Below are 12701 nucleotides of genomic sequence, written 5' to 3' on the forward strand. Positions count from 1 at the left end.
CAACCGAAGCACAGCTTCCAACTTCCGGCGAGCAGAAAATCGACCTCGTTGCACTTGTCTTTTCGACATGGACACCTCCTGGGTTTTTCTCCTTAACATTTCTCCCAATCAGGTGTCCAAAGAAATCCTGGGGCGGGGGACAATGTAGCAGTTAACTCCCATCAAAAGTGCACCAACCAAACCATAAACTAAATCGCCCAAGCGAATTCGGCGTGTAAGTCTCCTAATATCCATCTAACTATTGAGTCAACTGTTCCGTATATTCCGGTTCATCGGTGATCGTCGGCCGCGGAGATTTTCCTGTAAGCTCAAGGGCTTGTCAAGGAAATTTCCATGGCTCTACGCCGTTCATACACTGGTCCGTGTATTGCCGTCATACCTGCCGATTTGGGAGAGGCCGGCCAGCCCGTCCACCGGGCTGCGGACGCCCCTGTCACCCCGGCTTAAGACACGTACCTCATTGGGGTCAGGTCTAGCATCATAGCGCGCCAGCGACCAAGTCGCCCACACAGTCGTTCAAGAAACGGTATGCCTCAACGGCCTTCGCGCGCACTGTGGCACGGTTCCGTATATTCCGATTTGTCGGTGATCGTCGGAGCTGAAATGTTTCTGTAACTTCCTGGGCCGGTCAATCTGCACCGCCTGCCCTACGTTCATACATTGGTCAGTGTATTGCCGTTATACCTGCCGATTTGGGAGAGGCCGGCCAGCCCGTCCACCGAGCTGCGGACGCCCTTGCCCCCCCGGTTTAAGACATGGGTGCAGATCGGCGCGGTGCGGCGCAGGGCGTCCAGGATCCCGCCGTGAGCTGAAGCGGTAGCAAAATGTAGCGAACCGGGAAAGAAGAGCAGACTTTGGCGCGTGACTGCTTGATTTTCCTGGCGCGCCCGGAGGGATTTGAACCCCCAACCCTCAGATCCGAAGTCTGATGCTCTGTCCAGTTGAGCTACGGGCGCGTACGCGGAAGCCTCACTGAAAGTAGACGATCTGCAGCCCTTTTTCAAAGAAGAAGCGGTGGAGGCTCGGCGGGATCTCGCGGTCGGTAAGAAAGAGGGCGCGCTCCGGAAGCAAAAAACCCCAGGCGTTGACCGCGAGCCCCCTCCGGTCGTTCGACGCCGGGAAACGGTTTTCCCTGTATGCTACCTTCTGCCCCAGCTCGCTCAACAGCCGGGCGATCAGTTCCCGCACGGACAGCGTTCCCAGGTCCAGCTCGACGATGCGTATCGCCTGTTTTTCCTGGAGCAGCTTTTTCAGCTCCGGCTCCGCGCGGCCGAACAGCAGGGCGGTTCGCCGGCCGTTCAACTGGAAAACGCGGTCGGCTCGAAGGCCGAAGCTCAACCCGTCGTACACCTCGGCCGAGACAGTCTGTTCCGCTTCGAAGCGGACGCCGTAAGCGTTCAAGAGCGCGTCGACGACCAGCGGCTTTTCGCGGGGCCAGACCTTGATCTCCGGGGCAGGCCCCGACGGAGGGCTTTCTCCTGCACCGCTCGAACGGGCAGCAGCGTGGCTGGCTCCGATCGGCCTCAGATGTAATCCCTTCTGCGCGAGGCCGTTTTCGACCTCGTCCGGAACCGCCGAGCCGCCGAACGTTAGAACGAAAATCTCCTGCGGTCTATCGCTTTCCTGCGGCGCCAACGCGATCCACGCTCCCGAGGCCTCGTAGGCGATTCCCCCGTCGTTGAGCACGACCGGCCGGTCCGCCGGCAGCAGCTGGAATCCCAGGCGCGAGAGCACCTGCCTCACCGCCTCGTCGATCGTCGACCTTTCCTGGAGCGTGACCACGGGCACGCCGATCGCGGGGCTACCGAGCTTTTCCCGTAACGCCGGGGGAATCTTGTCGCCGATGTCCAGAATCACTTTCTGCCCGAGCTTAGGGTGGGAAGCCACAGGGAACGACGCCCTGTTGAGGCGGACGGTTCCCTCCGCCAACGCCAGATCCTCTTCTCCCTCGGAAGCGAACACGCATCCGACCGCTCGCACCGCCTCCTCCAGAAGCTCGAGATGGCGCCTTGCAGGGAGCTGCCGCGGCTCGAGGGGCGGTGCCACGGGCGAACGCGGTGCTGGCGCGGCGAGGCTTTCGGACTCGAACGGCACGCTCGGGCGCGCGGTTCCGCCAACGCCCCCGGCGGCCGCGATCGTCCTTCCTCCTTGCGGCGTTCCTTCCCGCGACGGCAAACGAATGACCTCGCCTTCCAGCAGGCGATCCCAATTCCTGCGCTCGGGGTTCAAATCCTTGACCAGCGCGAAATAGAGGGCGAGATCGCGTTCGTCTCGAATGCCGAGCTGCTCCCGCAGGATGCGATAGAGGTAATCTCCGGGCCTGATCCGGTATTCCGTGATCGCCGCCGGCTCCGCAGCAGGCCGGGCGCGCAAGCGGCCGGCGTCCTTTTGTGCCGGGCCGAGCTCCTCCTCGACGTGCAGCGGAATGAACACTCTTTCGCCGACCCGAAGGGTCGTGCGCGATCCCATCCGGGGATTGAGGCGCTGGACGAGGTGGAGATAGCGGTTGAAGCGCCTGGGCGACAGGCCTTTTTCGTCGATCAGGATACGCCACAGAGATTCTCCGGGAGCGACGACCCGCTCCTCGCCTTCGATCGTTTCCCCCTCGAACTCCCGCGTCACCACGGTTTTGCGCAGGGCGATGCCCCGTTCTCCCGAATCGGCCGCCCGGGGAGATTCCTGCGCGTGGGCCGCCAGCGAGGCCACGACCCACGCGACACCGGCCAACAGGCTCCCGCGCAGGGCCCTCCTCCTCACTTCACCTTCCATACTGTTCCCGACGGTCCGTCCTCGAGAACGATCCCCTTTGCCTGAAGTTCCTCGCGGATGCGGTCGGCATCGCTCCAACGCTTTTCCTTGCGCGCCCGGTCGCGGGCCTCGATCAGCGCCTCGATATCGCGCCGCTGCAATCCATGCTGGCGCAACCATCGCTCCTTCTTCCTCTCGAAGAAGGCTTCGGCTCCGTCCTGCATCAGCCCGAGCGTCTGCGCCACTCGCCGCAGCGCGACCACACGGCCCTCCAGACCCTCGATCTTCCTCTCGTCGAGCCTCCGGTTCACCGAGCGCACCTCCTCGAACAGCAGCGCAAGGGCGCGCGGAGTGTTGAAATCGTCGTCCATCTCCCTCCGGAACGACTCCAGAAGCGCCGCGTCCGCCGCGACGCCCTCCCGGGAGGCAAGCAGCGGCGTCGCCCGCTCAAGCGTCTCGTAGACCCGCTCCACCGCGCGCCCGGCCTCTTCCAGCCCCTGGAAAGAGAAATCCATGGGGCTCCGATAATGGCTGGAGAGAAAATAATGGCGCAGCGCCGCCGCGTCGTACTTTTGGAGCACCTCGTGGATCGTGAAGATGTTCCCCAGCGACTTGGACATCTTCTCGTGGTCGATGTTGAGAAAGCCGTTGTGGATCCAGTAGCGCGCCAGCGGGACGCCGAACGCGCCTTCGGACTGGGCGATCTCGTTCTCGTGATGGGGGAAGATCAGGTCGCGTCCCCCGCCGTGGATGTCGAACGGCTGGCCGAGATATTTCGTGCTCATGGCCGAGCACTCGATGTGCCAGCCTGGACGGCCCGGGCCCCACGGGCTCGGCCACGCCGGCTCGCCCGGCTTGCTCGATTTCCAGAGCGCGAAATCCAGCGGCGAGCCCTTCCGTTCGTCCACCTCGACGCGGGCGCCGGCCTGGAGCTCGTCCAGGTTCTTGCGCGAGAGCTTGCCGTACTGCGCGAACCCGCTCACCCGGTAGAAAACGTCTCCATCCACCCGGTAGGCAAGCCCCTTTTCCTCGAGCTTTCGAATCAAGCTTATGATCTCGGGCACGTGATGCGTCGCCCGCGGCTCATACGTCGGCTCCGCCAGTCCGAGGGCGGCGGCATCCCGGCGGAACTCCTCGATGTAGCGCTCGGTGATCGCCTCGCAGGTGGTGTTCTCGTCGCGCGCCCGCTTGATGATCTTGTCGTCGACGTCGGTGAAATTTCGTACGTAGACAACTCGAAAGCCCAGAAACCCCAGGTAGCGGTAGATGACGTCGAAGGTCAACAAGAAGCGGCAGTGGCCAAGGTGAGAGGAGTCGTAAACGGTCACGCCGCATACGTACATCCGCACCTCCCCTTCCTTGAGCGGCACGAAATCTTCCTTGGCCCCGCTCAGCGTATTGAAGATTTTAAGCGGCATCGCCGGAAATTTTTATCTTACGGATCGCGGGCCTTTTTGGCAAGCTGAAATCCGCCCGCCACTTGAAGCCGTCGAGAAAAAAGCATACTACATCCAATAATTATGGATTTCGCCAAGCCCTACGAAGACCTCCGCGAGTTCATCGCGGCTCTCGACCACCACGGAAAGCTGGTCCGAGTCCACCGCGAGATCAACAAGGATACCGAGCTGCAGCCGCTGGTGCGCTGGCAATTCCGTGGCCTTCCCGAGGAAGCCAGGAAAGGATTCCTGTTCGACAACGTTACCGATTCCAAGCAACGCAAGTACAACGGCTCGGTTCTGGTCGGCGGCCTTGCGGGATCCGAGGCGATCTACTGTCTGGGGCTCAAGTGCAACCCGGACGAGGTGGCCGATCGCTGGCTTTACGCCATGGACCACCCGATCGAACCGGTCCTGGTCGACGACGGGCCCGCGCGCGAGGAGATCCACGAAGGAAGCGGCCTTCTGGCCCACGGCGGTCTTTTCGAGTTCCCGATCCCGATCTCGACGCCCGGTTTCGACAACGGCCCGTACATCACCGCCGGCCACTGGATCACCAAAGATCCCGAAACCGGCCGGCGCAACGTCGGCAACTACCGCGGCCTGATCAAAGGCCCGGCGCTGACGGGACTGATGTCCGGAACGCCCCAGGATTTGTCGGCCCACTGGGAGAAATGCCGGCAGCGTGGAATCCCGCTCGAAGTCGCCGTGGTCATCGGAACGGTGCCGGCCGTCTCCTACGCGGCCACGCAGAAGGTGCCGCCGGAGGTCGACGAGCTGGCGCTCGCCGGCGGTCTCATGGGAAAACCGGTGAAGCTGATCAAATGCCGGACCGTCGATCTCGAGGTGCCGGCGACCGCCGAGGTCGTGCTGGAAGGGATCGTCCCGACGAACTACATGGAAGAGGAAGGGCCGTTCGGCGAATCGATGGGCTACGTCGACCCGCGCACGCTCAGTACGGTCTTCGAGCTGCGCTGCATCACGCATCGCAAGAATCCGATCTGGGTATCGATCATCAGCCAGGTCACCCCGAGCGAAAGCTCCAAGATCAAGGCGATGGGGATGGCGACGCTGGTCAAGCGCTTCCTCCTCAAGCGCGGCCTCGATTCGGTGCTCGAAGTCTACCTGATGGAGCCGCTCGTGAACCTCCGCCCGTACGTTGTGGTCCGCATGAAGAAGCGCAACGACCGGGAACCGTGGGACGCGATGCAGGGCGTGCTCGATTACGGCGATCGGGTCGGCAAGCTGATCGTCGCCGTGGATGAGGACATCAATCCACGGGACCCCGTGGCCGTGACCTGGGCGATCACGCACCGCTCGCAGCCGCACCGCGACGTCAAGATCGTCGGCAACCGCCCGTTCGGCGCCACGCCGATCGGGATGGTGGCAACGCACCCGTCGAGCCGCTATGATAACAGCGAATCGTCCCTCTTGATCGACGCTACCCGGAAGGCGGATTTTCCTCCCCTTTCGCTCCCGAAAAAGGAGTATATGGTTCGGGCCCGCGAGATCTGGGAAGAGCTGGGGTTACCGAAGCTTCAACCGCAGGAGCCGTGGCACGGTTACCTGCTCGGGCTGTGGCCGCAAGAGCTGGAGGCCGAGGCCGAGCTGGCGGTGCGGAGCGAATACGAGAAAGTCGGCGAAAAACTGCGCCGCACCCGGGTCCAGGTCGGCGAGGGCGAGACGATGAAGTCCATGCGCGCGAAATGGGGCCGCTCGCATTCGGGACGATCGGAGTGAGAGAGCTTCATGCGCGACGAAAGACACGAAAGACAAAGGAGCGACAACGCAGTGAAAAACAATAAATGGTTCGATTTCCGGCGTATCGTGGCGTGGAGCCTGCCGGCACTGCTGCTCGGGCACGGCAGCGCTTTCGCCCAGAAGGCGGACTATCCCAAGGATCCGGTCCGGCTGGTCATCACTCATGCCGCCGGCGGGACGACGGATCTGGCGGCCCGCCTGATCCAGCCCTACCTGCAGAAGTATCTGGGAGTGCCCGTCGTGATCGAGAACATGCCCGGGGCGGGCGGCAACGTTGCCCGCTCGTACGTCTTCAAGCAACCCGCGGACGGCTACACCCTGCTGGTCAGCCAGCAGCCTTCCATGTCGAGCGGCCAGATCGTCTCCGGGGGGAAATTCGACGTCTTGAAGTTCACGCACGTCTACAACATCGCCGGGCGCAACTACGATTGCGTGGCGGTCGCCGCCAACTCGCCGTTCAAGACCATCGAGGACTTGAGAAAAGCGTCGGCGGCGCAGCCGCTCACCTCGGCGGGCACGGGCGTCGGGAGCAACGCCTACATCCTCGCCATGTTGCTCAGGTCCAAGGCCGGCATCCAGATCACCTACGTTCCCTTCAACAGCGGGAGCGAAGCTGCGCTCGCTCTGGCGGGCGGCCAGACGCAGATGGGCACGGGTGCTCTCGACAGCTACTGGCCGCTTCACGAGCAGAAACGGCTGCGTGTGCTCGCGGTCTCCGGGCCCCAGCGCGACGAATCCCATCCCGACATTCCGACGATCGCCGAGCTCGGCTACCCCGAGATCAAGATGGATCAGATGACGGGCGTATTCGCCCCCCCTGGCCTGCCCGAAGCGCGGCTGAAGGTTCTGGTCTCGGCGTTCGAGAAAGCCTTCGCCGACAAGGAGTACCTGGCGGCGGCGGCCAAGGCCAAGATGACGCTCCAGCCGATGCCGCCGGCCGAGTTCTACAAGGCCTCGTCCGGAATCTTCAAGACGATTCAGGGATTGGAATCGATCCTCAAGAAGAGCAAGTAGTGGAACGCGGCAAAGTCGATCTCGGTGCAGCCCTTCTCCCGCTCGTTACAGCAGGCTTCGCCGCGGCGCTGCTTTTCTTTTCGCGGGAGAACAATCCGACGGCGGCGTTGTTTCCACGCGTCGTCGGCGTGGCGACGCTCGCTTTCGTCCTTCTCGACCTGATCATCAACCGCACCGGAATCCGGCATGCCGCGCCCCCTGAGGGCCGAGCGTCCGGCGGACGCCTTCCCGCCTGGGGCATTCCGCTCGCGCTCCAGGCGGTTTACCTGGCGCTCATCTACGTGATCGGGTTTTCACTGGCGACGTTCGTCTTCCTTCTTCTTTGTCCCCTGGTTCTCGGCTACCGCCGCCCCGCCGTCGTCGCGGCGCATGCTGTTCTCTTCACCGCGGTTCTGGTCTTCACCTTCCAGTCGGTCTTCCACATCCGGCTGCCGAAGGGTCTGATCGGTTTTCCATGGTAGCACTGGAGCGCGAGACGGATGTGGGCTGAAGGGTTTCTCACCGCGCTCCAGCCGCTGAATTTGCTGTACCTGGTCGCGGGTACCGCCTTCGGCATGCTGATCGGCGCCCTTCCGGGCCTCGGGCCGCTGTTCGGCGTGGCGCTGATGCTGCCGCTGACTTTCGGCATGCCCGCGGCCACGGCGATCATCTTCCTCACCGCCGTGCATGCCGCCACCGCCTACGGCGATTCCTTTGCATCGATCATGATCAACGCCCCGGGAGGTGTCGGCTCGGTCGCCTCCTGCTGGGACGGCCACCCGATGGCGCAAAAAGGCCAGGCCGGGGTGGCGATGGGCATTTCGACGTTCGGCTCGTTCATCGGCGGGGTCGCGGGCTGGATCTCGCTCGTCGCGCTGTCGCCTCTGCTCATCTGGGTCGCCGTTCACATGGGCCCGCCGGAGTACTTCATGGTGGCCGTCATGGCCCTTTCGCTCCTGGCTCTCGCCTCCGAAGGGCAGCTGCTCAAGGGTCTCGCGCTGGGCGGAATCGGCCTGCTTCTCTCCTTCGTCGGCCGCGACCCGATCACCGCCGAGTCGCGCTTCACCTTGGGGTGGGACTATCTCGAGGACGGCCTTCCGCTCGCCGCGGTGGTGCTGGGTCTCTTTGCCCTTTCGCAAGCCATCGTTCTGGCCCAGCAGGAAGGCAGCATTTCGCAGCTTCGCAGAACCGGCAATGTCTGGGAAGGGTTCGTCAAGGTCCTGGCCTTACCGGCCACCATCGCCCGAGCCTCCGCTGTCGGAATCTTTATGGGAGTTCTTCCGGCTCTCGGCCTTTCCTCGGCCAACGTCGTCGCCTATTTCGTGGAGAAGCGGGCGGCCAAGGACCCGGAGAATTTCGGCCGCGGCGATCCCCGCGGGCTGCTCGCCCCGGAGATCGCCAAGAACGCCTGCATCGTGGGGGACCTGATTCCCACCTTCACCCTGGGCATTCCCGGTTCCTCCGTGACGGCCATCTTCCTGGCCGCGATGATCATGCACGGGCTGCAGCCGGGCGCTGAATTCTTCTCCCGTTCCGGCGCCCTGCCCTACACGGTCTTCGCCGGCATCCTCTTCGCGCAGGTCTCCTTTTTCGTCATGGGGCTGCTGTTCGCCCGCCAATTCGCCAAGGCGGTGCTCATCCCCAACGCCATCCTGGTACCGATCATCGTCGCGCTGAGCTTCATCGCTTCGCTCGCTCTGCGCGGGATGCTGGAAGACGTCCTGGTGACGTTCGTCTTCGGGATCCTCGGCTATATCATGAGCGTTTACCGCTATCCCGCCGCCTGCCTCGTGCTGGGGCTGGTTCTGGGGGATCTGGTCGAGGCCAACTTTCACCGTTCCCTCCTGATCGGCCGCGGCTCGTACACGATCTTTTTCACGCGCCCCTTCTCGCTTTTGCTCCTTCTGCTGACGATTCTCATGCTCCTCTGGCCCTACCGCAAAACGCTCCTGGGGCGAGGCCAGTCGCCCGCCGGCGCGGTTCCTTGACAGGCGCCCCTGCGACCGATAATGTCGCCATCGATGAAACGAACCGTGGAGCTCCGCGTCAACGGACAGGACTACGAGCTCGAGATCGAGCCCAATCGGCTCCTCTTGCACGCATTGCGAGACGACATCGGTCTTACCGGGACGAAAGAAGGGTGTAGCATCGGTGTCTGCGGCGCTTGCAGCGTGCTCGTGAACGGCCGGCTGGTAAGCTCCTGCCTGACCCTGGCCATCGCCTGCCAGGGCAAAGAGATCACCACGATCGAGGGGCTCGCCAAGGGCGACGAGCTCCATCCCCTGCAGCAGGCGTTCATCGAATACGGAGGCTTCCAGTGCGGCATCTGCACTCCCGGGCAGATCATCGCGGCGAAGGCTCTGCTCGACGAAAACCCCAATCCCAGTGACGACGAGATCAAGGAGTGGATGGCCGGCAATCTGTGCCGCTGCACCGGCTACTACAAGATTCTCGAGTCCATCAAGGCGGTCGCCCAGGGCAAGATCAAGGCCGGCGCAAGCCGCCGGCGGGATCTCCGCCAGGCCAAGATCCAGAGCCTCTATACGTCCGAGGGCTTGCACGACCGAAAATAGCTCGGGGGGAACCGTCATGGTCAAGCGGGCCGAGGAATTCGCCGTCGTCGGAAAGCGCGTTCACCGCGTCGAAGGGTGCGACAAGGTCACCGGCGACGCGCTCTACGTCGCAGACATCAAGCTCCCGGGGATGCTTCACGGCAGGATCCTGCGCAGCCCCTATCCCCACGCCCGTATCGTCCGCCTCGACACATCCAGAGCGGAGAAGCTCAAGGGGGTCCGGGCGGTGGTCACCGCCGAAGACACGATCAAGCGCGGCTGGGGTGCATTTTTCCCGGACCAGTACCCGCTCGCATTGGGAAAGGTGCGCTACGTCGGCGAAGAGGTCGCGGCGGTCGCCGCGATCGATCCGGACATCGCCGAGGAGGCGCTCGACCTGATCGAAGTCGAATGGGAGCCGCTGCCTGCCGTCTTCGACGCCGAGGAGGCCATGGCCGAGGGCGCGCCCCTCGTCCACGAGGACAAGCCGCGCAACATCGCCCTCACGATCGACGTCGAGCGCGGCGACGTCGCGGCGGCCTTCCGCGACTCCGACCTCGTCGTGGAGGATACCTTCGAGAGCACGCCCCAGTGGCACTCAGCGATCGAGACGATCGGCAGCGTCGCCGAGTACGCCGCCAGCGGCAAGTACACCATCTACATGAACACTCAGACGCTGTTCAACGCGCGTTACCGCATCGCCGCCGCCCTCGGGGTCCGTGAGACCGACGTGCGCATCATTCAGCCGGCGGTCGGGGGCGGTTTCGGCGGCAAGTCGTGCGACGACAACAACGCCGTGGTGGCCGCCATTCTGGCCAAGAAGGCCCGCAAGCCCGTCAAGATCATCAACTCCCGGGAGGAGGAGTTCCTCGCCGGGTCCCGCCCGCGCGTGAACATGAAGATCTGGGTCCGGATGGGCTTCAAGAAAAACGGCGCCATCCGCGCCAAACACATCCGCGTCATCGCCGACAACGGCGCCTACTCGGGCAAGGCTCCCGCGATCACGGGCGTCGCAGCGCTGCGCCACGACACCTGCTACAAGTATTCCGACGTCAAGACCCAGGCGTACCTGGTCTACACCAACAAGATACCCACGGGCGCGTTCCGTGGCTTCGGCAACCCGTCGGCGGAATGGGCCGTGGAGCAGGTCATCGACGAGGCGGCGCATCGCCTGGGCATCGATCCGCTCGAGATCGCGCGCATGAACGCCGCCGAGCCCGGGTACGTTTCCCCGCACGGCAACCGCGTGAAGAGCTGCGAGCTCCGGCAGTGCATCGACCTCGTCGAGCGGATGATGGACTGGAAGGCCAAGCGCCGGAGCAAGAAACCCGACACCGGCCTCGGAATCGCGTGCACCGTGCACGTGAGCGGCAAGCGCCACTTCGGGGATTACGACGGCGGCTCGGCGACCATCAAGATCAACGAGGACGGCAAGGCGCTGATCATCAGCGGGGAGGGCGAATGCGGCCAGGGAGCCGGAACGACGCTCTGCCAGATCGCCGCCGAGGAGCTGGGGATTCCCCTCGAAGACGTCGAGTTCTCGCAGGCGGATACCGATCTCACCACCTTCTGCCTCGGGGCTTTCGGCAGCCGGTTGACCTACATCGCGGGTAACGCGGTGCGCGACGCCGCGCAAAAAGTCAAGCAGCAGCTCTACGAGACCGCGGCCGAAGTGCTCGAGGCCAACCCCGACGACCTCGTGTCGCGCGACGGCCGGATCTTCGTCCGCGGCGCCGAACAAAAATCGGTCACGGTCGCGGACGTCGCGCGGGCGCGCCTGTTTCGCCGCAACGGAGCTCCGGTTGTCGCCTCGGGCAGCTTCGACGCGGACTCCGTGCTCCAGGACGCGACCCGCTACGGCAACGAGTCCGGCGCCTACAATTTCGGCTGCCAGGCAGCGGAGGTCGAGGTCGACACGCAGACCGGCCAGGTCAGGGTCCTCAAGTACGCCGCGGCCTCGGATTGCGGAACCGTGATCAACCCGCTGGCCGCCGAAGGCCAGGTCGAAGGATCGGTTGCTCAGGGTCTCGGCTACGCCCTGATCGAAGGACTGAAGATGGAAGAGGGCCGACCCCTCAATCCCAACTTTTCCGACTACCGCCTTCCGTCGATGCGGGACATGCCCCCTCTGGAGCACGCGTTCGCCGATTCGTACGAGCCGACGGGCCCGTTCGGCGCCAAAGGATTGGGCGAGCTCGGAATGGATCCGACTGCGGCGGTCATCAGCAACGCCATCTTCGACGCGGTCGGCGTTCGGATCAAGACCCTCCCGATCACTCCCGAAAAGGTCCTGCGCGCGCTGCGGGAAAAGCGCCGCGAAGAAGGTCGATGATCAAGTTCGACTATCTCGAGCCCGCCTCTCTCGACGAAGCCCTGGAGCTTCTCGAGCGCTACGGCGATGACGCCCGCGCGATCGCCGGCGGCACCTCGCTCCTCATCTGGATGCGCCAGCGGCTCCTCGCGCCCAAAGTAATCGTCAGCCTCGCGAGGCTGCCCGACTTCGATCGGATCCGGTTCGACCCCCGGGACGGGCTGCGCATCGGCGCGGGGGCGTGCCATCGCGACCTCGAGCTGTCGCCCGTCGTGAAGGAACACTATCCCCTGCTGCACGAGACGTTCCGCAAGGTCGCGCAACCCCGCATTCGCAACATGGGGACCGTAGGCGGCAACCTGAGCGGCGGCGATCCGCTCACCGATCCGGGGGCGAGCCTGATCGCGCTCGACGCCGAGGTAACGGTCGTCAGCCGGAAGGGGTCGCGGACCGTTCCGCTCGACGGTTTCTTCGTCGACTATTATCAGACCGCGCTGCGCCCGGGCGAGTTGCTGACCGAAATCCACGTCCCGCCGCCCCGAACGAACCTCGGCTGGTCGCACATCAAGTTCACTCCCCGAAGCGCCGAGGACTTCGCCACCGTCGGCGTGGCGCTGACCGTCAAAGCCGCGAACGGCACGTGCGAAGACGTGCGGCTCGGGCTCAACTCCGTCGGGCCGACCATCATTCGCGCGACAAGGGCCGAGGAGGTCTTGCGTGGCAGGGTCGTCAACGACGCCGTCCTCCACGAGATGGGCGAAGTTGCCGCCACGGAGGTCGATCCCGTGGACGACAACCGCGGCTCCGCCGAGTACAAACGGGAAATGGTCAAGGTCCTGGTCCGCCGCGCTGCGGCCCAGGCATTGAAAATCGCGGTAGCTTGAACCGGCGCCACAGGCA

General features: G+C 64.1%; 9 protein-coding genes and 1 tRNA gene. 7 read left to right on the forward strand and 3 right to left on the reverse strand.

Annotation, left to right across the window (positions count from 1 at the left end; genetic code table 11):
* Window positions 1–879: 879 nt before the first annotated feature.
* The 3 genes from VNN77_04690 to cysS form a co-directional block, all read right to left on the reverse strand.
* Window positions 880–956, reverse strand: a tRNA-Arg gene (locus tag VNN77_04690).
* A gap of 13 nt (window positions 957–969) precedes the next feature.
* The gene (locus VNN77_04695; GenBank protein HXG50692.1) at window positions 970–2757 is read right to left on the reverse strand and encodes a hypothetical protein; all 1788 of its coding nucleotides are present in this window, start codon (window positions 2755–2757) and stop codon (window positions 970–972) included.
* On the reverse strand, window positions 2754–4166 hold the full coding sequence (gene cysS / locus VNN77_04700) for a cysteine--tRNA ligase (protein HXG50693.1): 1413 nt from the start codon (window positions 4164–4166) through the stop codon (window positions 2754–2756). The genes VNN77_04695 and cysS overlap by 4 nt, the downstream gene beginning before the upstream one ends.
* Before the next feature lie 102 nt (window positions 4167–4268).
* Between cysS and VNN77_04705 the strand changes: the two genes are divergently transcribed.
* From VNN77_04705 to VNN77_04735, 7 genes are read left to right on the forward strand one after another with little or no spacing between them, the layout of a single operon-like run.
* Window positions 4269–5924 carry a UbiD family decarboxylase gene (locus VNN77_04705; GenBank protein ID HXG50694.1) on the forward strand — a complete coding sequence of 552 codons (1656 nt, stop codon included), beginning with the start codon at window positions 4269–4271 and terminating at the stop codon, window positions 5922–5924.
* 9 nt (window positions 5925–5933) lie between these two features.
* The gene (locus VNN77_04710) at window positions 5934–6959 is read left to right on the forward strand and encodes a tripartite tricarboxylate transporter substrate binding protein (protein HXG50695.1); all 1026 of its coding nucleotides are present in this window, start codon (window positions 5934–5936) and stop codon (window positions 6957–6959) included.
* Window positions 6959–7420 (forward strand): tripartite tricarboxylate transporter TctB family protein, encoded by a 462-nt coding sequence (locus VNN77_04715; protein HXG50696.1) that lies wholly within the window; start codon window positions 6959–6961, stop codon window positions 7418–7420. The genes VNN77_04710 and VNN77_04715 overlap by 1 nt, the downstream gene beginning before the upstream one ends.
* 18 nt (window positions 7421–7438) lie before the next feature.
* Entirely contained in the window at window positions 7439–8926 is a 1488-nt protein-coding gene (locus tag VNN77_04720) for a tripartite tricarboxylate transporter permease (GenBank protein HXG50697.1), read from the forward strand.
* Between the two features lie 33 nt (window positions 8927–8959).
* Window positions 8960–9511, forward strand: a complete 552-nt coding sequence (locus VNN77_04725) for a (2Fe-2S)-binding protein (protein HXG50698.1) — start codon at window positions 8960–8962, stop codon at window positions 9509–9511.
* Window positions 9512–9527: 16 nt separating this feature from the next.
* A complete protein-coding gene (locus tag VNN77_04730) occupies window positions 9528–11822 on the forward strand; it encodes a xanthine dehydrogenase family protein molybdopterin-binding subunit (protein HXG50699.1) in 2295 nt (764 codons plus the stop codon).
* The gene (locus VNN77_04735) at window positions 11819–12685 is read left to right on the forward strand and encodes a xanthine dehydrogenase family protein subunit M (GenBank protein HXG50700.1); all 867 of its coding nucleotides are present in this window, start codon (window positions 11819–11821) and stop codon (window positions 12683–12685) included. Before VNN77_04730 ends, VNN77_04735 begins: the two co-directional genes overlap by 4 nt.
* Window positions 12686–12701 lie beyond the last annotated feature (16 nt).

It is taken from the genome of Candidatus Zixiibacteriota bacterium, assembly GCA_035574315.1.
In the GTDB taxonomy this organism is placed as follows: domain Bacteria; phylum Desulfobacterota; class Binatia; order UBA9968; family UBA9968; genus DATLYW01.